Source organism: Sphingobacterium sp. UBA1897 (assembly GCF_002337775.1).
GTDB lineage: Bacteria > Bacteroidota > Bacteroidia > Sphingobacteriales > Sphingobacteriaceae > Sphingobacterium > Sphingobacterium siyangense.
This window is the reverse complement of sequence record NZ_DDGR01000021.1, coordinates 44,681-66,926: the sequence shown is the minus strand read 5'-3', so window position 1 is coordinate 66,926 and position 22,246 is coordinate 44,681. Positions and strand designations below refer to the sequence as shown.

The 22,246-nt window shown below is 38.5% G+C and carries 19 protein-coding genes and 2 pseudogenes; 9 read left to right on the top strand and 12 right to left on the bottom strand.

Annotation, left to right across the window (positions count from 1 at the left end):
- Position 1 precedes the first annotated feature (1 nt).
- The 12 genes and pseudogenes from B4N43_RS12585 to B4N43_RS12530 all read right to left on the bottom strand — a co-directional run bounded on the left by B4N43_RS12585 (position 2) and on the right by B4N43_RS12530 (position 12,673).
- A complete protein-coding gene (locus B4N43_RS12585; RefSeq protein ID WP_021188769.1) occupies positions 2-1,183 on the bottom strand; it encodes a DUF3570 domain-containing protein in 1,182 nt (393 codons plus the stop codon).
- Between the two features lie 31 nt (positions 1,184-1,214).
- The gene (locus B4N43_RS12580; protein ID WP_021188768.1) at positions 1,215-1,433 is read right to left on the bottom strand and encodes a DUF4266 domain-containing protein; all 219 of its coding nucleotides are present in this window, start codon (positions 1,431-1,433) and stop codon (positions 1,215-1,217) included.
- Complete coding sequence (locus B4N43_RS12575) at positions 1,430-2,359, bottom strand: FAD:protein FMN transferase (protein ID WP_021188767.1); 930 nt, start codon at positions 2,357-2,359, stop codon at positions 1,430-1,432. The genes B4N43_RS12580 and B4N43_RS12575 overlap by 4 nt, the downstream gene beginning before the upstream one ends.
- Positions 2,356-2,796, bottom strand: a complete 441-nt coding sequence (locus B4N43_RS12570; protein ID WP_021188766.1) for a thioredoxin family protein — start codon at positions 2,794-2,796, stop codon at positions 2,356-2,358. The genes B4N43_RS12575 and B4N43_RS12570 overlap by 4 nt, the downstream gene beginning before the upstream one ends.
- A gap of 108 nt (positions 2,797-2,904) precedes the next feature.
- Entirely contained in the window at positions 2,905-4,074 is a 1,170-nt protein-coding gene (locus B4N43_RS12565) for an efflux RND transporter periplasmic adaptor subunit (protein ID WP_286735076.1), read from the bottom strand.
- A gap of 12 nt (positions 4,075-4,086) precedes the next feature.
- Positions 4,087-8,427 (bottom strand): CusA/CzcA family heavy metal efflux RND transporter, encoded by a 4,341-nt coding sequence (locus B4N43_RS12560; protein WP_286735074.1) that lies wholly within the window; start codon positions 8,425-8,427, stop codon positions 4,087-4,089.
- Positions 8,428-8,902: 475 nt separating this feature from the next.
- Complete coding sequence (locus B4N43_RS12555) at positions 8,903-9,298, bottom strand: hypothetical protein (RefSeq protein WP_115046024.1); 396 nt, start codon at positions 9,296-9,298, stop codon at positions 8,903-8,905.
- 108 nt (positions 9,299-9,406) lie between these two features.
- A pseudogene (locus B4N43_RS12550) lies at positions 9,407-9,745 on the bottom strand (conjugal transfer protein TraG); the annotation flags it as partial.
- Positions 9,746-9,846: 101 nt separating this feature from the next.
- A complete protein-coding gene (locus tag B4N43_RS12545; protein ID WP_021190864.1) occupies positions 9,847-10,005 on the bottom strand; it encodes an SDR family oxidoreductase in 159 nt (52 codons plus the stop codon).
- 98 nt (positions 10,006-10,103) lie between these two features.
- Positions 10,104-10,727, bottom strand: a pseudogene (locus tag B4N43_RS12540) (type I glyceraldehyde-3-phosphate dehydrogenase); the annotation flags it as partial.
- Between the two features lie 110 nt (positions 10,728-10,837).
- The gene (locus tag B4N43_RS12535; protein ID WP_115046027.1) at positions 10,838-12,028 is read right to left on the bottom strand and encodes a FecR family protein; all 1,191 of its coding nucleotides are present in this window, start codon (positions 12,026-12,028) and stop codon (positions 10,838-10,840) included.
- A gap of 48 nt (positions 12,029-12,076) precedes the next feature.
- Complete coding sequence (locus tag B4N43_RS12530) at positions 12,077-12,673, bottom strand: RNA polymerase sigma factor (protein ID WP_167450433.1); 597 nt, start codon at positions 12,671-12,673, stop codon at positions 12,077-12,079.
- A gap of 701 nt (positions 12,674-13,374) precedes the next feature.
- On the opposite strand from B4N43_RS12530, the gene B4N43_RS12525 reads away from it, so the two are divergent.
- From B4N43_RS12525 to B4N43_RS12485, 9 genes are all read left to right on the top strand, one after another.
- Positions 13,375-14,370, top strand: a complete 996-nt coding sequence (locus B4N43_RS12525; RefSeq protein ID WP_286735067.1) for a hypothetical protein — start codon at positions 13,375-13,377, stop codon at positions 14,368-14,370.
- 2 nt (positions 14,371-14,372) lie between these two features.
- Entirely contained in the window at positions 14,373-14,816 is a 444-nt protein-coding gene (locus tag B4N43_RS12520) for a hypothetical protein (RefSeq protein WP_286735065.1), read from the top strand.
- Entirely contained in the window at positions 14,803-18,045 is a 3,243-nt protein-coding gene (locus B4N43_RS12515; protein WP_286735062.1) for a hypothetical protein, read from the top strand. Before B4N43_RS12520 ends, B4N43_RS12515 begins: the two co-directional genes overlap by 14 nt.
- The gene (locus B4N43_RS12510; protein ID WP_286735061.1) at positions 18,038-18,445 is read left to right on the top strand and encodes a hypothetical protein; all 408 of its coding nucleotides are present in this window, start codon (positions 18,038-18,040) and stop codon (positions 18,443-18,445) included. The genes B4N43_RS12515 and B4N43_RS12510 overlap by 8 nt, the downstream gene beginning before the upstream one ends.
- Before the next feature lie 182 nt (positions 18,446-18,627).
- Positions 18,628-19,380, top strand: coding sequence for a hypothetical protein (locus B4N43_RS12505; protein WP_286735059.1), 753 nt, complete (start codon positions 18,628-18,630; stop codon positions 19,378-19,380).
- A 135-nt stretch (positions 19,381-19,515) separates the two neighbouring features.
- The gene (locus tag B4N43_RS12500) at positions 19,516-19,794 is read left to right on the top strand and encodes a helix-turn-helix domain-containing protein (RefSeq protein ID WP_286735058.1); all 279 of its coding nucleotides are present in this window, start codon (positions 19,516-19,518) and stop codon (positions 19,792-19,794) included.
- Complete coding sequence (locus B4N43_RS12495) at positions 19,787-20,104, top strand: hypothetical protein (RefSeq protein ID WP_286735055.1); 318 nt, start codon at positions 19,787-19,789, stop codon at positions 20,102-20,104. Before B4N43_RS12500 ends, B4N43_RS12495 begins: the two co-directional genes overlap by 8 nt.
- A complete protein-coding gene (locus tag B4N43_RS12490; protein WP_286735054.1) occupies positions 20,097-20,651 on the top strand; it encodes a BfmA/BtgA family mobilization protein in 555 nt (184 codons plus the stop codon). The genes B4N43_RS12495 and B4N43_RS12490 overlap by 8 nt, the downstream gene beginning before the upstream one ends.
- 5 nt (positions 20,652-20,656) lie before the next feature.
- A complete protein-coding gene (locus B4N43_RS12485) occupies positions 20,657-21,634 on the top strand; it encodes a DUF5712 family protein (protein WP_286735052.1) in 978 nt (325 codons plus the stop codon).
- Positions 21,635-22,246 lie beyond the last annotated feature (612 nt).

Below are 22,246 nucleotides of genomic sequence, written 5' to 3'. Positions count from 1 at the left end.
TTTATTTAAACTTGAGGTTCAACGAAATAATATCACCCTTCATACCCGTTGTTTTTGTATAATGCCCATAGCGAATCTCAATCATATTGAATTTTGAGATTCCGAATAATCCGTTAGGAAGATTGAAACGCGCACCCATACCAAAGAACTGGCTGTTGAATTTGGACAGATCATAATTGCTGGTATAAAACTCGTTTGATTCGCTGTGTGTCTGATAAGCACCGAAATACTTCACCGCAGTCTGTGTATAATACCTGTAGAAAGGACTGAGCGAGACAAAAGGAGATAATTTTACGGGTGTTTCTATGTTGAAAGTATGGGAATTTATACCCCAGTTATCTGTATAATAGCGGTAGTAGGTACGAATAATGAACCTGTCACCTAAGAAATAATTGGCACGGAACCCCAAAGGAAGTTTGAACCTATTATCGGGAAGTTTTTCCTGATGTACACTATTATCAGAAAAATATACCCGGTGGAACGGCAGGCTCAATAGTCCATTTTGCTGAACGGCATCTACAAGAAATACGAGCTGCAAATTGGCATTGATAATCTGCGAATAGGAAAGTGATGCTGCGAAAGTATTCCGACCTTTTGTTCCGGCGTCTTCCTTTGTTCCGTAGGTTCTCAATTCTATTGGCGCAATAAGTTTTACCTGATCGAGATACCCATGAAGATTAGCCGTAAATTCCCCCATTTTATTGGCTGTTTTCTTAGAGAATCCAATATTTGCCCCAAATGACTGGTAGTCAAATTCCGTGGAAGAAGATACACCTGCCATAAAACTATTCCCTTTTTCTTCATTCTCCAGTTGCCAGGTTAATGATGGATAAACTCGGGTGTCACTACTCGATGCAGAAGAATTGGCTTTCAAATCTATCCTATCAGAGGAAGCTGAAGTATAGTGGTCTACACCCAATTCTCCTACAAAGGTGTGCTTGCGTTTTTTCTTGTCATACCGGATGAGTTTTACATTGATGATATTGGAAATATCTGTCAGCTTTTCTGTTCCGATACCGCCTGTTACCGCAGAATTGTTTCCATCCTGCCTGTAATAACTCGACACTAAGTTCACTTCATCCACCTTTAGTTTTCTTACCGAAGCAGAATCTTCTTTTATCTGCTGTGCCTGGACCTGATAAAAACTAAGAAGTCCTAACGCACTTATATATATTCGTTTCATTTTTCTTTTTTATGTTAGCATTTCACTGATTTTAATTACATCCGCAACCTCCGCCACTTTTCCCCGCATTGGCTCCGGAAGCACCTTCACGGTATGATTGAAAGTTCAGTTCAGTCCTTTCTATGGTACGATTGCTCAGTATCATTTCGGCATCGTTGAGTTTGTTCTTCTGATACTCTTTCACAGTGGTGCAAGAGCCAAGCAATAATGTACCGATAGCGCCTAACAGAATTATCTTATTTGTTCTCATAATAAATTGATATTTTTTGAAGTGAATATTTTGTTTTTATCATCTATGATGATGCATTCTATTTGATGGATTTGGTTAATCATTTCCAATCCTGCCTTAACGCCCATAATACTTACAGGTGTAGCCATCGCATCTGCGATCTCTGCATTGGGGCAGATAACCGTTACACTTTTAATCCCGGTAATCGGCATTCCTGTTTTGGGGTTGATGGTGTGTGAATATTTTTTTCCGCCAATCTTCACATATTTTTCATAGTTGCCCGAGGTGGCAATAGCCGTGTCTGTAAGGTTCAGATAAGAAAATGGCAGCCGGGCCTGATCAGGATTGGCAATTCCTATCGTCCAGGGTTTGCCGTTTGCCTGTGTACCCCAAACGGTTAAATCGCCTGAAGCATTGATGATACCAGAACCCACACCTTGCTTTTGCAAAATGTCCTTAGCCATTTCTGCGGCATAACCTTTCCCAATACCACCGAAACCGATACGCATCCCTTTTTCTTTGAGATAGACAGTACTGCTTTCCCTGTTCAGGAGTACGTTTTGATAATTGATGAGATAAACCATTTTCTTCGCTGTTTCAGCATCAGGGAGCTTGGTCATTGACCTGTCAAAATTCCACAGACCTTTATCTACCCCACCGTAAGTGATGTCAAAAAAACCGTTTGTAATGCTGCTGATGCGAAGGCTCCGCTCTATCAGGTTAAAAACTTCGGTATCTACCTTCACCGGCTGTATCCCGGCATTGTCATTAATCAGGTTTGTCTGGCTATCTGATTTATATGTGGTAAATAACTGCTCTATGCGTTTAATCTCCGCAATGGCAGAATCAATTTGCCGATGGGCTACAATCTCATCTGCGCCCACAACGGTGATTTCAAAAGCATTCCCCATCAGCTTTTCGGTTTTGCGAAATTCCTTTAGTGTCATTTTCTTACTTTTTTATATTGGGTGATGATTTCGTTCGTAAATCCTTCCACACCAACTTTTGGGAGGCCTTCCCAGGTTTTCAATACTTTTCCATCTTCATCCAATAAAAGTGTATAAGGGAAAGCACCACCGGGATTATATTGCTCCGCCAAAGCCTCATTTTCCTTTATGGTTTGGGATAGCGGTTGGTTTTTCTTTTTCCTGGGAAAATCAGCATTTACATACACCAAAAGACTATCAGCCATTTGTTTGTAAGTTTCATTTTCAAAAATGGTTTTGTGCATTTTGATGCAGGGCACGCACCAATCCGAACCGGAAAAATTTAACAGGATCAGCCGGTGCTGCTCTTTAGCCTGTTGTTTTGCATTATTTATTGTGGTCTGACCAAATGCATGGAACACGACGATCAAATTGAGTATCAAGAGAATCTTTTTCATTGTTTTAATTTTATAAATGAGTTCTTAATATGATAGTCTTTGAAATTGTAACCCGGTTGCTCAACTCCAATAACTACTTGGGTTTGCAATTTTTTGCGCTGTATGATGTTACTCTTCATCTTCCGTATTTTTTAATTTCATCAGAAGCGTGTAGGCATTTTTAGAAACGATGTTTTTACCTGTAAAATCGTCTGCGTTTACAATTTGGACAAAGCCGTTTTCTTTTGCGCCTACGGTTACGGGTAGCATTTTATAAGTTTGTTTTGCGGTTTGCACAAACACGTAATCCTTTCCCTCAAAATTCACCACGCTTTCTTCCGGAACGGCATGGGCGAACGTGGTTTTGGCTTCTATTTCAGCATTCATATACATGCCTGGGGATAGGCTTACACTGGGAGATTCAAAATGACAATGCACTTCCGAAATACCACCGTCCCCAACATTTCTACTAATGAGAATGATCTCTCCTTGATATTTTTTATCGGGTTCTGCATTGGAATAGGCCAGTAGTTTTTGTCCGATTTTCAGTTTATCTAAATCATTTTCGTAGACTTTCAGATTGAGGCGCAAATCATTGGGATTGACCAATTCAAATAATACATCTGAAGGGTTTACGTATTTCCCGATGTTCACATTTACCTTGCTCACAAAGCCATTGATTGCGCTGTAAACCGGAATAGTTTTGGTGATTTTATCCGCCGACAGGCTATTGGGATTGATGTTGATAAGACGTAATTGCTGCGCCAGGGCATTCATCATAATTTGTTGGTTATTCATCTCTGCCTGTGCCGTCTGCATCACCTTGTCGCTGCTGGCCTGGCTTTGGTTAAGGTCTTTTTGTCGCTGATAGTCCAGTTGCGCAAAGTGCAGTTTTGATTTGGCCTGCAAATAATCCTGTTGCAGCTTTATATATTGTGGATCTTCCATAACGGCAATCGTTTCTCCTTTTCGTACATACATTCCCGGCAGTAAGCGGGTACTTTTCAAGAAACCGCCCAATAGCACGTTTACCGAAATCAGGTTTTGTGGCGGGACATCTATTTTCCCATTTAGTTTTAAAACAGAAGCAATGTTTTTTTCTGAAAGACGTACCGTTTCAACCGCCGCATTCTTTAATTGGGCATCTGTTAACACGACGGTGTTGCTTTCATTTACAACAGCTTGTTTAACCGCTTCCTCAGGTTTGTTTTGGCATTGGACCAACAACAATATTCCTAAAGTGGGAAATAACATTTTTAGCTTGCCCAGGCTTTTATTTTTTATATTGAATGAATACATTGTTATAAGAATTTAATTGATATAATTGATTTGTATGATAGTATCGTTCAGTGCTTTGACAGCATCAGCATAATTGCTTTGAATGTTGATGGCCTGATTAATGAGTATCACAAAATCCAGGTAATTGATTTCCCCATTAACGAACTGCTTTTGTATTGTTTCTGTAACGACATCTGCACTTTTAAGTCCTTCATTTTCATAATAGTTTACAATCTCTAGATTGCTCCGGTAACTTTCCAAGAATTGTTTGTACCTGTTCTGCAAATAAGCACCTGTAGCCTGCAATTGGTTTTCTGTAATACTTTCGGTGATTTTAGAAGCATTGACTCTCGCTCTCTGCGCCTGTGAAAAAACAGGAATAGAAACACCAACCTGTACCGAATGGAATTGCGGAGAGGCATTGTACAGCTTATCATCAGCACCGGTTCCTTTGAAACTGTTGAGATTATAACCAATCATCAAACCGGGCAACAATTTGGATTTTTCTACTTTGGTTTGGCTCGCTGCAATATTTTTCTGCTGTGCCAGAACTTCTAAAACGGGATTTTTATTTGTTTCATTAACCTGTAACGGGAGTATTTTTTCAGAAGATTCCACTTTATAAACCGTATCCGAATTTAACAACCATTGCCACTGCAACTTCGCCTTTTCCAATTCCTGCTGTACCTGTTTCAACTGGATATTGATGGCAGCCTTTTGATTTTGTGCCGTTGTTTTTTCTAAAACATTGCTTTCTCCTTTTTGTAGGCGCAACAAAGATCTGGCATAAAAATCGGCATATAATGAATTGGCCTTTAGTAGCAGCTTTTCCTTTTCCTGCCAGAACAGGATGTTGTAAAACGTTTGGGTGACCGCTTTTTTTAATTCAAATTCTTTCAGGGATACATTCAGCAAACTGTATTTCCATTCCTCTGTAAATAACTCTTTTTGCCTTTTATAAACCGTTGGAAAAGCGATATTCTGTGCAACTCCGAACTTGGTATCCTTATATGCACTGTTGATCTGCCCATAATCAGCCGTGATGCTGGCCTGAGGAATATCTGCCGAAGTTTTGATGATCGCTTTGGCATAATCGGCTCTTAGGTTTTCCGTTTTTAGATTTTGGTTATTCTGAACCGCTAATGCAATCGCTTTGTCCAATGTGATTGTTTCCTGTGCATTTACAGAACCCGTTCCCATTAAAGTAACTGTTAAAACAATCAATAACGTGAGTGTTTTTTTCTTGAATATATTCAGTCTAAGCCCTTTTTCAAATGCGATAAACAATAAGGGAAGCACAAATAACGTGAGTAAAGTAGCGCCCATCAATCCGCCAATAACTACTGTTGCCAGCGGACGCTGCACTTCCGCACCTGCACCATTGCTTACTGCCATCGGAATAAAACCCAATGAAGCCACAAATGCGGTCATCAGTACCGGACGTAAGCGGGATTCGGTTCCGTCCACCACTATGCGGACAATGTTTTTAATTCCTGATTTTTTTAAACGGTTAAATTCGGCCACCAATACAATCCCATTTAAAACGGCCACGCCAAACAGCGCAATAAAGCCAATGCCTGCACTTATGCTGAAAGGCATTCCGCGAAGTGCCAAAAAGAAAATTCCGCCAATGGTAGACAATGGGATTGCGGTATAAATCAATAAACTTTCTTTCACTGATTTGAAAGCAAAAAATAAAAGCACAAATATCAAGGCCAATGAAATAGGCACCGCAACCATTAAACGGCTTTTTGCCTGGTTCAGATTTTCAAATGAACCACCGTATGTAATGGAGTACCCGGCCGGAAGCTTTATCTGCTTGTTTACTTTGCCCTGTAATTCCAGTACAATACTTTGTACATCCCTACCTTTTATGTTGAAACCGACAATAATTCTTCTCTGTGTATTCTCCCGCTGAATCTGGTTGGGACCATCTTTTATCTTTACTTCGGCCAACTGAGAAAGGGGAATCTGGTTGCCTGAAGGTGTAGGGATTAATAAATTCTGTACGTCTTCCAAATTCTTCCGCACATCGGCATTTAGTTTTACGACCATATCAAAACGTTTTTCTCCTTCAAAAACCAAACCCGTGCTTTGTCCGGCAAATGCCGTATTGACTACCTTGTTGATACCGGCTACAGACAAATGGTATTGGGCAATTATTGGGCGGTTATAGGTAATGATAATCTGGGGCATTCCGGTGACAGGTTCTATATAAAGGTTTTGTACACCGTCTACCGTATTGATTATTTTGCCCAATTTGTCGGCCGTTGCTGCGAGTGAATCCAGATCATCCCCAAAGATTTTCAATACCACATCCTGCCTTGCACCGGTCATCAGTTCATTGAACCGCATATTTACCGGGTACTGGAAACCTGCGGTAATTCCGGGTACGTCTTCCAAAGCTTTGCTCATTTTCTCGGATAGCTCCGGAAAAGTTTTGGCAGATGTCCATTCGCTCTTGTCTTTTAAAATAACCATCATATCGCTGGCATCCATTGGCATCGGGTCGGTAGGCACCTCACCACTTCCTATTTTGGTGACTACTTTAATCACTTCAGGAAAGCGTGTTTTTAAGATATGGGCAGCTTTTTGGGTACTTTCAATGGTTGTATTCAGATTACTTCCCGTCAAAACCCTGGTATCTACTGCGAAATCCCCTTCCTCCAATGATGGAATAAACTCACCGCCCAACCTTGACATCACAAAAATTGCCACAATAAACAATATTGAAACCACTGCGATAATGCGCTTGGGCATTCGGATGGCTTTTAGCAAGAACTTTTGGTAAAAAGCTTCTACACAGCGCATACCCCTGTCTGAAAGGTTGTGTTTATGGCTGATTTTCCTGCTCAGCACCCAGGAAGTCATCATTGGGATATAGGTAAGCGATAACAAAAATGCACCCAATAGGGCAAAGGCTACTGTCTGTGCCATTGGCCGGAACATTTTGCCTTCTATACCCTGCAAGCTTAGGATGGGTAGATAGACGATGAGAATGATGATTTGTCCAAAGACAGCACTGTTCATCATTTTTCCCGCAGAACCAATTACCGTGGTATCCATTTCTTTTTTGGATAAATTGGTCATTTGCTGAAACCTGGCATTGTGGGACAATTGGTGCATGACAGATTCTACAATGATGACGGCTCCATCTATGATCAGCCCGAAGTCCAATGCACCAAGGCTCATCAAATTGCCGCTTACGCCAAACATATTCATCATACAGATGGCAAATAGCATGGCCAGCGGAATAACCGATGCCACCAGTAGTCCTGCCCTGAAATTTCCAAGGAATAAAACCAACACGAGAACCACGATCAGTGCACCTTCCATCAGGTTTCTCTCTACGGTACTGATGGCATTGTTAACCATTTTGGTACGGTCAAGGAAAGGCTCAATTACGACGCCTTCGGGCAGTGTTTTCTGTATTTGGTCTACTCTTGCTTTTACATTCTTGATAACCTCGCTGCTGTTTGCTCCTTTCAGCATCATCACAACGGCGCCGGAAACTTCGCCCTGGTCATTGTAAGTCATCACTCCGTAACGGGTGGCATACCCCATCTTTACAGTGGCAATATCCCTGATGAACAAAGGTGTTTCGTTGTTTTTATTGGCAATGGAAATATTGCCTATATCCTCCAGAGTGCCAATCAGACCTTCACTCCGGACATATAGTACGGTAGGCCCTTTTTCGATATATGCGCCGCCGGTATTTTGGTTGTTTTCTTCTAAAGCTGAAAAAACATCATTGATGCTGATTCCATAGGCGTTGAGTTTATCAGGGTTTACCGCAATTTCATATTGCTTGAGTTTGCCTCCGAAACTACTCACTTCAGCAACCCCTTTCACGCTTAATAACTGTCTGCGTACAATCCAGTCCTGAATGGTGCGTAGTTCAGCAATATCATATTTTTGTTCATACCCTTTTTTAGGGCGGACCACGTATTGGTATATTTCACCCAATCCTGTGGAAATGGGTCCTAATGCCGGTGTGCCAATCCCTTGGGGAATCTGGTTTTGAACCTGTTGAAGACGCTCGGATACTTGTTGCCGTGCCCAATAAACATCTATACCATCATCAAAAACAATGGTAACGAGCGAAAGTCCAAAACGGGAAAAGCTGCGTATTTCTTTGGTGCCGGAAATATTGCCAGTAGCTTGTTCTATGGGGAAGGTAACCAGGCGTTCAATATCTGTCGCACCAAATGAAGGTGCTATGGTGATAACCTGCACCTGGTTGTTGGTGATGTCAGGCACGGCATCAACGGGCAGTTTTGTGGTTTGGTAAGCACCTATTCCTATGAGTGCTATGACCAAAAGCCCTATAATGAGTTTATTTCTTACAGAAAACTCAATGATTTTAGTAAGCATAATTTTACTTGTTAATCAAATTATTATTAAATACAATTACAGGTAGATACGGCAGTATCTATCGTAAAAAATAACAGGATTAACCAATTGACGATCACATTCTAAGAAGCCCCGATTTTATGGAGATAGGAATGCATAATAATGGTATAACACTTTCCTCTATGAGTATAGTGCATAACAAAATTGTACTTCAACAATTCATCAGGCAGCGTATAAAGAATACCCTAATAATGGAGTTGAAGATGAAATTCTATACAATCGTACTATAAGAAAAGTCTATGCAATAGATTATCACAAAATACAATGGGGTTATGTTTTTTACTGTGGAAGAAATCGAAAAGAAATACAATGTTCTTTCTCCAAAGTACAATACCAACCTACATTCAAAGGAATTTGCAAAAACGGCATAAAACAGCTTTCCTTATGCAAAGTGCAAAAAGAATTTACAAAAAATCAATCGGTCAAAAAGGAAGAATTAACAAGATTTTGGAGGCTGCCAGATAGCAGAGAGAAACTGATTTGAAACGAACGAATCATCAAAAGAAACTACCTTAGAGGATCTTTGTATATCAATTTTATGAATTGATTCAAAAAAAATCGGTTGGGGGTATACAAAGCAAAAGCTCAATACAGTTCCGTGCATAATGAAAGGAAGCTTTTGATCCTGGTCATAATCATCATCGTGCGGATGATTTTCAAGGTGATTGCCTTCGTAATGAAGTGCCAAAAACTCAATAACGGAAATTTGAGGGCTTTTTTCTTTATGTTCGAAATAATGCTCGACCAACATAGGAAATTTCAACAACTGACCTAACTCTGTTGTTGAAATAAGATACGTAGTTAGAAAAAATATTGCGAGCACTTTTTTCATATACACAAATATACGGAAAACTAACATTCAAAATGACATTTCACCGTAATTTATACTGTGTCTATATAAAATTTGCAAAATTTCGAAATTTAAACTCATTAGTGTTACTTACTGCGAAAACAAATGCTGTAAATTCGGGTCATTCTTGATGCGCTCCATTTCGTTTTGAACGATATTCAACACATCAGATTTTATCTGACGGTAATTGCTTTCAATTTGCTTTTTCATCTTATCCTCGTCGTGTTCATCTACAAAAGAAAGGATTTCTGGTATTTGCTGATAGGATTTGCTTTCTGCTGCTACCTTTTCATTGTCCACCACAATTTCAGCGTGAAATATTTTTTGCTCGATACGTTCATCAAAGTTATCCGATACGGAACCCACGAACATACCCTGCGTTAAGGTAGAAATTTTGGAAGCAGGAATAAGGCTGTCTAATTGTGCGGAGGCTAAGACGGGCCACACCTGCGTTATTTACCATGACATCCAGCTTGCCGTATTGTGTTAAAGCTCCTTGAGAAAAGTAGCCGAATTAGTATTTATTGTAGTCAAAAATGCTTTTTCCACAAATCGAAAAAGGACTTTTGTTTTAATAATGCGGAAAAATCAATCAATGCTTTTTTTATCCCTTCTGTAAGGGGTGCGGTAGCAAGTCCTATGCCGGTGCTTCCACCTGTAATTATTACGTTTTTATTTGTAAAACTCATTTTGTAAAACTCATTTTTTTATATGAGGGCACAAGAGTAAAAAGAGGAAATTCTTTTTCGGTTATTATAGCAATAAAATTATTTCCTTCAGGCAATTTTTAATTAGAAGAAACCTTGTCTATATGTGCAACCAGATCGAGAATTTTATTGGAAAAGCCATATTCATTATCATACCAACTAACTAATTTTACAAATGTCGGAGATAATGAAATACCTGCCTTTATATCTAATACAGACGTTCTTGTTTCCCCAATCATATCCGTAGAAACTACATCTTCGTTTGTATATCCGACAATTCCCTTCATGCCATTTTCTGCAGCATAAATTACGGCATTGCATATTTCTTCGTAAGAAGCCGGGGTTTTAAGTCGGAAAGTAATATCTGCTACCGATACATCTAGTACAGGAACCCTAAACGATAATCCGGTAATTTTACCAGCAAGTTCGGGAATGACCTTCCCGACAGCTTTAGCCGCTCCTGTCGCCGATGGAATGATATTGTTTGAAGCGGCTCTACCTCCTCGCCAGTCTTTTGAGGATGGGCCATCTACCGTTTTCTGTGATGAAGTTGTTGCGTGAACTGCCGTCATCAAGGCTTCTTCTACACCAAAATTATCGTTCAATACTTTAACTATCGGTGCTACGCAGTTTGTAGTGCAGGATGCGTTAGATACAAAAATTTCTCCATTGTAGTTTTTTTCATTTACCCCCATAATAAAAATTCCGAATCAATGAATTATTTGTTAAGACCAACACTTTTTTGCCAAGAACGATTGCCCCTGTTCTTGGCTCTTTTTATTGGTCTGCTCGTTAATGATATTACACCGTTATTCTATAAGACCATAAGCCTCCTTCCTTTAATTTCAAACTTTATATCACTTACTTCTTCTAGCCGATCTAATACGTCGCGTAAAGAGTTACTCTGTTGAAACGTTCCCGTTATTTTCTCTTCTGAATTCTTAACAATGTTGATTTCTTCAATGTTATACCATCGTCCTAATTGCTCAAGAATATCTGTAATTTTTGCATCATTAAAACTAAAGTATCCATCTTTCCAACTGGTTACATCACTCAGATCGACTCCTTTATTTAACATACTAAAGCCATTTTCATTTGTTGAATACTGATCCCCTGGTTTTAATATTACATTACTCTTTGGAGTTATCAACCGGATCGTTCCCTGAATCAAACTCGTTGTTGTCGTAACCTCATCTGAATATGCCCTGACATTAAATTTTGTACCAAGAACTTTAATCTTGGCCTGTTGGGTTTCTACATAGAAAGGTCTATCCATAGCATGCGCAATTTCAAAATATGCCTCGCCAATTAACTTGACATTCCTAGATTCTTTTTTGAAGACAATCGGATATTCCAGAGAAGCTCCGCTATTGAGAAATACGGTTGATCCATCAGCTAATAAAAGCTTACTTTTATATCCTTTAGGGCTAGAAAATATGATAGTTTCTCTGGTTAAACTAGAAAGATATTTCTCATTAGAATTTTGTTGAACTTTGTAAAGTATAGTTCCATTTTCCTCCTTAATGAGCGATACATCGATCGATTTCTCGTTTAACAATAAATTTCCACCCAGATAGGTAATCCGACCATCTGGCAACCTGAGCGAAGGTAAGCTATCTACTGGAAGCAATATATCTCTTGCTTCAGGATGAACAGCTGAAGCTACATGAGTTTGACTTATATGTGATGACCTATAATAGTTAAAGGTTATAATTCCTAGTATAATAAAGACAGCAAATATTCCAGCTATTCGTAAGAAATACCGATGTCTTTGAAACAGCAACTGAAGTGGAGTATTTCGCTTCCGACTTAACGATTCAATGGTGTCCCTTTTGATTTTTTTTGCTTGTATTTGAAAATCAACATCGGACACATCTATATTACTTAACTTATCTAAGGATTGATACCAATTTAACACCTTCATTTCTTCCTCAGGTGTGCAATCCCCATGTAGATATTTTCTTAATAAAGCCTTTGCCTGACTTTGTGTATTGTTCTTTTCCATTCACCTGTATAACCAATAAAAAGTGACACAGGTACTGTTAAGAAATTATTATGAAATAGTATTATTAATATGAATTGTAAAACTTATCAGAAGTAAGGTAGAATAATGGTTTCGACGAATTACAAAACGGAGATGTTTTAAGGCCGAAGTCAAATTATTCTTCACTGTCTGTTCGGATAAAGACAACGTTAAAGCAATATCTTTTACACTTAAACACTCTTCCCTACTCAGATAGAATATTGTCTTCATCGTTTCTGGCATTTTTTCAACAGCTTGATATAAAATCTGCTTTAATTCCTCTGCTATCATATCTTCTTCGATAGAAGAAGTGTATGAAATCTTGTAGCTTTGTGCTAGGAGCTGTTCGTTAACAACCATACGATTATTTTTTATCATTCGGTTTATAACCTCATATTTCGCCGCTTTAAAAAGATATGGATAAAGTGAATCTTCTGCCGTATAAATATCTCGGCGTTTATTCCATAGGGATAAAAATATATCCGGTACAATTTCCGCAGCATCTGTGACAGAGTTCAACCTCCTTGAAACATGTCGAACCAATATCTCCGTATATCTATACATCAGACACGAAAAAGCACTCTGGTCATCTTTCTGAAGTAGGAAGAGTAATTCTTGGTCAGACATCTGTTTCATACCACAAAACTAATCAAAGAATCATATCACAGTTTATTAAATTTATATTAAGGATAATATCTCATCCACCTGTAGTTTTACAGTAGTGTATTTCTATTCGAAAAACCAGAGTAGACCAACCGAATAATCCGGAGAGGCTTGTCATTTTAGCTTGCATATATAAAGGGCTTATATAGTTAGTGTGACTGGAACAACAAAATCTGCCATTTCTGGTATAATTGCAACGCTTGAGACGAAATTCGATATTACTGAGGAATTGACCTTAGCGATTAGAGGAGGAACACTTGGAGATATTTTATAGGAAATCTTTCTGTTACATGTGTGGTGATGTCCTATAATAGGACGATACAATAGAGCAAGCAGAAGTTGGGCAGAGCCCTACTTTTCTTGCCCCATTTGCGAAAAATGGGGTTTAGAGTATCCTCCGGGGATACTCTCTTCGCTCAATGCTCGCATCAAGCCACTTTTTAGTATACTGGACAGTATACTTTAAATCCATTCCACCATGAAAATAATAGGCTGTATATCAAATAGGCAATATATCTAGCCTTACATTTATTCATATAGCTATATATCAAATTTTATAAAAAATAAACTAAATAGATTCTTAGAAGTTGAGAGTTACCTCTTCAATGCAAAACACTTTGTGAAATGATATTTTTTTTAGTAAATTTATATTAAAACATTAACGAATGCTAATACAATTTGGAATAGACTATGGGCTAAAGCCTAAATTCGGAATAATTGGAGATATCAGTTTTCAAGAAAATTATGATAAAGCAAAATGCAAAGGCTTAGTTTACGTCCATTGTCCAGATAGCACAGGAAAGGAAGTGCCTTGCGAGTTTGGTTTTATGATGCAAGAAGAACGGTATGCTGAAAAATTTCTTAATTCATTAATTGCCTGGAAAGAGAAATTAGACGATAGTAGAGCTATAGATTTAGAATTTTTCGAATACGAGAATGGAGATTACCTTCTCTCAATATCACCAAATGTAAAGCTGTTAATTGAAAGTATAATTCCAGACCACCTTAGGGACCACGTTGATCCAGCTGTAGTCCAGATGTATCAGGGGAAAGGAGGAATGAAAATTAGCCAAAATTATAGAAATTTTAAAGAAAACTATTTAAAGGGGAGAAACATTGCTGTACGATATTTTCTTGTAAACGAACACAATCAGATTATAAAAAGAAGTGAAAAATATTTTGTGAAGACTGAGTTCAAATTTTCAATAGAAAACAATTTAGACGATGAATCTAAATTAAATCCCATACTAAATCGTAACATCAAACGATCGAAACCACCCAAAATAAAAAAGGATGATCGGGAATTCATTGACAATAGGAATAAAAAGCTCAAATATTTTTTCCCTGTAACATATCAAAGATTAAGGAATGAAGGATGGTTATCAGAAGTTGTCTCTGAAATCAATAAGCGATATTCAATGGATCAAATTATACAGGCTGTTAGTAATTTAATTTTTATGGAAAGGTTAAAACAAAATGATACAATAAAAATCGACACAGCTAGAAGTGGCTATGATCTTGAATTAATCAAATATTTATCAGAAAATTATGAATCCTTTAATAGTTACTTTCCTGACAGTAGTATATTCAATAAACAAAAAATAGAAAAACAGATACGCCTTGATGAACAGTATTTTAAGAAACAAACTAATAATATATAATTATGACAATTTTAAGTGAAATCGTTGCCTTTCTAAATCAGGATCCGACTGGGATCGCCAGTTCAGTGATCGCCAGTGCTTCTTATGATTTCCTAAAAAACACGCTTAATTTCAAGAGCCTACAAACTAAAATAGGGAAATTATTCAAAAGTGAAAAAGAGACCGAAATTTTCATACAGAATCTATGTGAAAGACCTGCGTCAAATAATGTTGAGAGTGACATAAAGGCTTTGTACCAGGAAACGACGGGCAGTCAAGCCCCATTGGATATACAATCGCTCTTAGTAGACTGGCTTAAAGAGAATAAACACGCGATTGAAAATATAAACAACATACAAATTTCTCATTCAAGCGGCTTTAATATCGGAGTACAAAATGCTGCAAGAGATATTATAAATATACAGGGGGATTACAGGGCTACTAAGGATTCTGATGCAGATCAATAAACAGGAAGCAGACACGATAGTCAACATTGCTGGAAATCTTATTAATTCAGGAGAGCTCCGCATCAATACGGTGTATCTAAATGTAGATGGGAAGCAAGTAGAAGCATTTACGCAACCCGATCAATCTGCCCTGAAAGTCCAATTCAATATAAATTACCTCACATTTCTTCAAAAAAACTTTGAAGGTAAGAATCTTATTAAACGTTCTGCCTGCACAGAAATCGAAGAACTTTTGGATACGAAACAGGAATTGGCTGTAATCGGTCAACCCGGCGTGGGAAAAAGCTGCATGATGTATGAACTATCAAAATCATACGTAAATGTCGTTTATCTCAATCTAAAAAATAAATCGCTCAAGACAGTCCTGCTGTATTTTATCAATAAAATTAATGAAGTCAACAGTCAGCCCCTAACCTTTATAGATGATATTGATATTTGTCTGGAAATATTGCAGAGCCTATTGATCAAAAGCAAAATGATCTTCTTTCTTGATGAGTGCGAGGCAGCAGTTGATTTATTTGAGAGAATACTGCTGCTCAATAAATTTGAAAATAAATTTCTGTACACTTCTCAGAATAACCTGCCATTCACAAATAGCAGAATTGAAATCTTTACACTTGGGACATTTGACATTGAGGAATCCCGACAGTATTTAAATCAACAGGGGCTAATCCTTGATATCTTAACTTTCAATGAGCTGTACGATGTTTCATGTGGAAATGCACTTTACCTATATTACTATAGCCAATATAGTGTCAATCCTCTCCCTAAGGATCTTGCAAACTACCACAGATCAATATGGGGAAGTCTCTCTAACAAGGAAAAAGAATGCCTCATCTTTATTTCACTTTCTTATCTTCCCATGTCAATTACATCGTTGGTTTCACTTGTTTCTTTTGAAAGCTTGCAGGAAGCCAGCGAATTTATAAGCAGATTACGCTTGGCAACAATATCAGATGATGGGCATTTATCTATATTTCATCCCTCATTTAGAGATTTTATTTCAGATGAGCTGGCAAGATTTTCAACTTTAAAAACTTATAAAATTCGGCTAGGAGAATATTATCAGGAAGAGAACGACTATATTCAGGCGACGTTTCTTCTAATTGATGAGAAACCGGATGCAATACATGAATTTGGTTTTGAAGCTTTACCTGGGCTTGTAAACAGGGGTGATCTTGAGCTTGCCAATCGTCTCATAAATATCCTGCTTACTAAAAAACAATCCCCATATGTTACAGGCTACCTTAAATACCATCTTTACGGGAATCTCCGCTTGCTGAATAGAGCAAGAAAGGCGGATGATATTCTCGAAGAAGCACTGAAACTTCTAAAAAAAGCAAGAGACCGCAAACTTTATTTAAGCGCATTAATGGGCAAGGCTATTGACCTTATTGAAAGAGGAGAACATCAAACAGGAATCGATCTCGCAGATTCTATTCTAACAGATAAATCCTGCTCAGATGAATTGTTTAAAGGCCAGCTATTGGTTAGCCTTTCCAAGATATATGTTGACCTCCACCAATTCAAAAAAGCTGCGGTTGCAGCAAAAACAGCCTATGATTCCTTTGCAAAAGAAAACCATCTCAATGGGTTGATATCAAGCCTTTCAAATTTAGCCTCTGCATTGGGATGTACAGATGACCAGAAAAAACTTGCAGAGGAATATGCGCTGAAATTACTCCAGCTCCCATTGGAAAAAATAAATTATGGTACAAAGTTGATTGTCCTAAATGTCTTAACATCCTTAAACCGTCAGAACAGGAATTATGAAGCAGCAAAAACGTATGGGTATGAAGCAGTATACCTTTGCCAGCATTATAAACTTGAACAAAAAGCAATTTTGAATCTTACCAATTATGGGAATGTAATTAGGGATACCGGAGATCTAACGGGAGCAATAGCAATCTATGAAGAGGCATTAGAACATAGTGTTAAGCTCGATCTACCTAAAGAACAATCAAGGGTTTGTTGGATTTTATCAAGTATCTATGCTGAACAGGGCGAACAGACGAAAAGCTTAGAATTTATAGCGGTTTCGATCAAGATGGCCGATAGGGTCAATTATCTTTATGGAATGGCACATGGACTGGATGAACAGGGAGCACTACTCTCAGAAATGAAGAGAATGAGTGATGCCGGTGCTAGCTACGAGAAGGCATTCCATATATTCAATTCAATGGACGACATGGTCAGGGAAAGTAGAAATTGTCTCACGAATGCAATCTTATGTTATATGGAATCCGAAGAGTCCGACCGGCTCGAAGGACTTATAAATCTTTCATTGGATAGCTTGGAAACCAGCCGTTTCATCGACCTTGGAGGGATTTCCGATTACGACAGAATCAATATCGATGTACATAATTATTTCCTCAGAATAGGTAAAAAGGCAACAGAGTCAGTAAATGCACCAAATTTAATTCAGTCATATCTCAATTATTTAAAATATTGCAAAAGAACTCCTCTGGTCAGCAGTAAGGATTTTAAAAATTTATTACTTCAACTCAGTAAGAATGTAAACACAAACAAATATATCAAAGCGAATCTTGCTGTCCTCATCGAGCAATCAAGCAATTTATTAAACCGGAAAGATTTATTGGACATCATCGAATCTTTAGACCAACAGTTAGAGGGCTTTTTTGCGAGGGAAACAGAATTTGAGATAATTTTCTTAATAAGCTTGAAAGAAGGATTCAATATTGAAATAGGAGTATTAAAAGACGAATTGACCAACATAAAATTGACTATTAACTTTATATTATTTTTATACTCACTTCCAAAGTGTCTATGCTTTAAAGGGAACAAAATGGAATCGTTCTGTAAGATTAACATGATTAACTACTCTACACTTATATCCCATTTAGGTAACACTAAGGTGCCGTCATTTAATTTTGATGATTTCATACAAGTAACTATCTTAAATCGACCGGACTATACGATACCTCTTTTTGTCGTTGTGAATGATGACTTTGAGTCTTTTTCAGATCTCATGGAAAAAGAAGAGAACAAATGTAATTTCTACTTTATCCGAACATTGATTAATGAACTTATCGGACATTTCCACCATGCCAAAAAGAATATTATCTGGAAATACACAAAGTCTTTAAGCCAAGAAATAGCTCATCTATATGATTATACAATGATTTCTGGCCAGGCGGAAATCCAATCTGATTTTCATGTTGATCTTTCCAAGCTTGACGAAGCATTTAATTCAACTGATTATGAATGATATAAATAAAATTTTCAAGCAAGCGATGTACTTGCTCATTCCTCCTCCAACCCATAAAAACGAAATCCCCACTTTGGGTATTGGATTTTCAAATCGAGAATTACCTTTGACCGCAAGCAAATTGCTGAAATTAGAGGATGTCGACTTTATTCTTAATCTTCATATAGTAGGAATGTGCGTAGATCTAGTAGCTAGTGATAGTAAAAGTTCTAAAGATGTATTTCGAGCGCACTTAAATTGTGATTTAAATGAAGTCAACAATTTCAGAAAAGTAGTTAAAAACAATTCAAAAAGTGCTTTTGTATTGGGTGTCTTTGAAAATTGCGAATTTTACGAATTATACGAAGGCAAAAATTTTGAACCTTTTATGGTTAATAAAATACAATTTATCGAGAATTGATGAATATAATTTTTATCACTTAGGACTTGTTATAAGAATATAGATGCTTGTGAGATCTTTTCGGAAAGACAAGATAAAAATACTCTAGAGTCTAAAGCCTTTTTCGTGCTAAACCCGCCTGCATTTATTCTCTTCCAAACGAAAGGAAGTGTATATAAATTCATTTGTAATAAATTAAATCTATGTCAGCACACTACTTTAAAGCAAGAAAAATACTTGATTTCAAGCCACATCCTTTCTCAATCGGAACGATAAAAGGAGTCCCCAGCGGATATGAGGACAATCATTTTCTTTTAAAGATCTATGGCTTAAAACGTGAGGTATTTGACGATTACTATCAGTACCATCTGGAATATTATCTTTCCGGTGAAAACCGTTCAGAAAAGGAATTCTTTTCCCATGTATGGCATATCGTTTCCGATAGAATTGATTATTTTAAAGGCCAGAGCCCCTATTCTTCCAAACATCCGCTCTATATTTCCAATATTGGAAAGCTGAATGAATTCCTTGATTTTCTCGCACCGCTGGATAAATGGAACATTAGACCAAACGATATGCTGATAAAAGAGAAGGACGGAGAGATCATGAAATTGCGAGCAAAACTGGAAACCCTGCAAAAGAAACTGGCCGATCTTGAAAAATACGAGGTGTCCGTCAAACCGATGGTACAGGATGACCATCTTCCCACTTTTATCGACCTGCTGCAACAGATGAGAAATCTGACACTTCCGAATGGAAGGAAGCTCCTGGTCAGCGACCACGAAAGCCCTTATTACAAAATGGTCTCGAAATATTTCGTCTACAATGGCAAAGATATACCGGTCAATACCGTGCGTAACTATTTTGTGCAGAAAGATCCAAAAGATTCCATGAAAGGTGTCAAAATCCCCGATGATAAAAAACTGTTCCAGATAATACCAATAAAACAGGGATAATAGTGATCCTGTTCGACTACTGAACATGACCAATGGACTCCAATGGTCATCCAGACTATTCTCCCAGCATCCAATTTTGTACCGGTGGCAAGGCGCAGATGCCGAGCCAGTATTGTTCACAAAATTGGTATGCTTATGGTATTTGACATCCTGACAAAAGAAGACTTACAGCAGTTCAAGAAAGAACTACTTGAAGAGATCAGACTGGTTTTAAAACGAGAAAATTCAGGAAACAGCGGAGATAAGGAATGGCTCCGTAGCAGGGAGGTAAGAAAGAAACTGGACATATCTCCCGGAACCTTGCAGAACCTACGGATCACGGGCATTTTACCCTTTAAGAAGATCGGGGGCAGCATGTACTATCGCAGCAGTGATGTCGATAAAATGATGGAGGGAGGCAAGGGCAATGGATAACAGTATACAGGATCATTACTTTAGTTCATATTTGGAGCAAACCGCAAAAGACAGTAGGTTGCTTCCATCGCACATCGGACTACTTGCGGCAATGTTTTATTATCACCAGAAAGAACGTCCCGGGGAATTCTTTCATTCCAGCCGTAAAAAGCTGATGCATTTTTCACGTATAAAGTCCATTGCGACCTATCACAAATGCCTTTCCGATCTCATCCTTTATGGCTACGTGGATTACATCCCCTCCTGGCATCCGACAAAGGCCAGCCGGTTCCGGTTTATCATTGACAATAATCCCGACAGTAATGGCTAGATCAGATGAGAATATACGGTCAGTCCGTTTCCCAGTGGAAGTGGATGGCCGTCTGGCACTGCTCTCCCGTAAACTGGGCAGGACCAAGCGGCAATTGGTGATGGAGATGGTTGATTATTTTTATAGGAGCAAGAAAGACCCTGCTGACCTGAATGACGAGGTCCTGAAAAAAGAACTTTCCAGTGGGGTAAGCCGTATCCTTTCCTTTATCCGAAAACAGGAGACCGACCTATTGGTTCCCCTGTATTCCATGTTGGACGAGCTTGGTGCTGTCACCAAACAGCAATCCGGTCTAATTGATCTGATTTCCGATGAACAGCAGCAGGCATCTGAATTTCTGAAAGCAAATACGGAATATCTCGGGAGTCTGGATAAAGTCCTTAAAAAAATATTCTTGGGCATTACACAGAAACAGGAATTAAAGGATGGTTTCAGAAGGATCCTTGAACATTACATTGCCCAGCGGGAAACACTGGGATGGCCGGTATCCAACGCAAAAAAAGAGGAACTGGCAAAACAGGTCAGGGAAGCACTGGATAAACTTTAGCCGCTATGTATATCAATATCACGGATTCCGAAACAGGAAACAATAAAGGAAGTTGTGGCGATCTTGTCGCCTATCTGGAAAAAGAAAACCGCCTTGCCGATAATAAAAAACAGGAGCACTGGTTCAATGGCGAACGGAACGATATTAGACCCCATGAGGTGCGCATCGGGATTGATGGCAATATTGCCAAACTGGGCAGGGAGGACAGTAAATTCTTCCTGCTCAATATCAGTCCCAGCAGAAAGGAGATCGATTTCCTGCTCACTACTTATGGCGAGGATGGGGCAAAAGAAAAATTAAAGGAATATGCCTCCAAGATCATGGATGAATATGCCCGAAATTTTAAACGCCCGGGAATAGAAAACAACAAGGATCTGTTATGGTTCGCCAAACTTGAAAACTACCGGTACTATAGCCATAAAGATAAAGAGGTCAAAAATGGCACGAAAAAAGAAGGCCAGCGCAAGGAAGGTCCACAGATGCACGTTCAGGTCATTGTCAGTCGAAAGGACATTACTAACCGTATCAAACTGAGCCCGCAGAACAAATCACGGGGCAGGAATGTGGAGCATTCCAAAAAGCTCGGGCAGTTTGACCAGATGGCCTTTAAGCAGTGCGGGGAATCTGTATTTGATAGGATGTTCGGTTTTGACCGAAAACTGAAAGAAACTTTGCAGTATGCGAATATCATGAAGAATGGCAATGCGGAACAGAAAGCACGGCTTCATACCTTTGACAGGCTTCTGGAAAGAGGGGCTATTCCAAAAATGGAAGAAGGCTGGACAGATCGGATACTTGCTAACCCCGCTCAGGACAGATCTACCATACTGCGGGATATATTATCTTCCTTTGCCACAAATGGACTTGGACTCCTGGATATCCTTCTTGATCCCGTTCAGGAGTTTAGCGGTCAGAGTACGGTCACTGATGAGGAAGAAAGAAAGAGGAAGCGCAAAAAGAAAAAACGGGGACAGCGAAGGTAAAAAAGACTATTCAAATAATTATGAAAGTGGTATAGAACAATGATCCAGCATGACATAAAAATTATCTGCCGGATCTTTGCTTCGGCTTTCCCCGAGCCGTTACGCTTCATTTTTTCGGTAAATGTAGGATAGATATATGGTTTACTGAATATAACCAAAACTTATATACAGTAAAAGATATAAATATATATCTATTGGTATATATAGCTACTGATATGGATATCCATCGTTACCGCTTCTGCAAATTTACCCACGATGACACAAAGGTCAAGGGTATACTAAACGCCCCTACGCACTCATCCCTAGCCGGCGCCCTTGACCCAATTGTGCCGTCTTGCCTTTTGGTGGCCTAAGCGGTGAGGATGGAATGGTGTGTCCCGACCATCCGGCGACAAGGGAGGGGGAGTAAATATGTATTTATCAGAACAGTAATAAGCTATTCTCAAAGAAACAATCAAAAATGGGTTAATAGGCTATGTTATTTTTATAAAGCTGACCATGGTCAAGACCGATAGAGAGAATGCAATAAAAAAGACAGACACCCCAACATATAAAAATGTCAAATAGACCAAATAAATCGTATATTAAATTTATTTGCTCCATTTCACTGAT

Coding starts and splice junctions, on each gene's coding strand:
- B4N43_RS12565 (WP_286735076.1), bottom strand. CDS start 4,074: ATGTATTCATTCAATATAAAAAATAAAAGCCTGGGCAAGCTAAAAATG.
- B4N43_RS12500 (WP_286735058.1), top strand. CDS start 19,516: ATGGTATTTGACATCCTGACAAAAGAAGACTTACAGCAGTTCAAGAAA.
- B4N43_RS12560 (WP_286735074.1), bottom strand. CDS start 8,427: ATGCTTACTAAAATCATTGAGTTTTCTGTAAGAAATAAACTCATTATA.
- B4N43_RS12495 (WP_286735055.1), top strand. CDS start 19,787: ATGGATAACAGTATACAGGATCATTACTTTAGTTCATATTTGGAGCAA.
- B4N43_RS12530 (WP_167450433.1), bottom strand. CDS start 12,673: ATGTCTGACCAAGAATTACTCTTCCTACTTCAGAAAGATGACCAGAGT.
- B4N43_RS12510 (WP_286735061.1), top strand. CDS start 18,038: ATGAATGATATAAATAAAATTTTCAAGCAAGCGATGTACTTGCTCATT.
- B4N43_RS12485 (WP_286735052.1), top strand. CDS start 20,657: ATGTATATCAATATCACGGATTCCGAAACAGGAAACAATAAAGGAAGT.
- B4N43_RS12585 (WP_021188769.1), bottom strand. CDS start 1,183: ATGAAACGAATATATATAAGTGCGTTAGGACTTCTTAGTTTTTATCAG.
- B4N43_RS12520 (WP_286735065.1), top strand. CDS start 14,373: ATGACAATTTTAAGTGAAATCGTTGCCTTTCTAAATCAGGATCCGACT.
- B4N43_RS12535 (WP_115046027.1), bottom strand. CDS start 12,028: ATGGAAAAGAACAATACACAAAGTCAGGCAAAGGCTTTATTAAGAAAA.
- B4N43_RS12505 (WP_286735059.1), top strand. CDS start 18,628: ATGTCAGCACACTACTTTAAAGCAAGAAAAATACTTGATTTCAAGCCA.
- B4N43_RS12545 (WP_021190864.1), bottom strand. CDS start 10,005: ATGAGTTTTACAAATAAAAACGTAATAATTACAGGTGGAAGCACCGGC.
- B4N43_RS12575 (WP_021188767.1), bottom strand. CDS start 2,359: ATGACACTAAAGGAATTTCGCAAAACCGAAAAGCTGATGGGGAATGCT.
- B4N43_RS12525 (WP_286735067.1), top strand. CDS start 13,375: ATGCTAATACAATTTGGAATAGACTATGGGCTAAAGCCTAAATTCGGA.
- B4N43_RS12515 (WP_286735062.1), top strand. CDS start 14,803: ATGCAGATCAATAAACAGGAAGCAGACACGATAGTCAACATTGCTGGA.
- B4N43_RS12555 (WP_115046024.1), bottom strand. CDS start 9,298: ATGAAAAAAGTGCTCGCAATATTTTTTCTAACTACGTATCTTATTTCA.
- B4N43_RS12490 (WP_286735054.1), top strand. CDS start 20,097: ATGGCTAGATCAGATGAGAATATACGGTCAGTCCGTTTCCCAGTGGAA.
- B4N43_RS12580 (WP_021188768.1), bottom strand. CDS start 1,433: ATGAGAACAAATAAGATAATTCTGTTAGGCGCTATCGGTACATTATTG.
- B4N43_RS12570 (WP_021188766.1), bottom strand. CDS start 2,796: ATGAAAAAGATTCTCTTGATACTCAATTTGATCGTCGTGTTCCATGCA.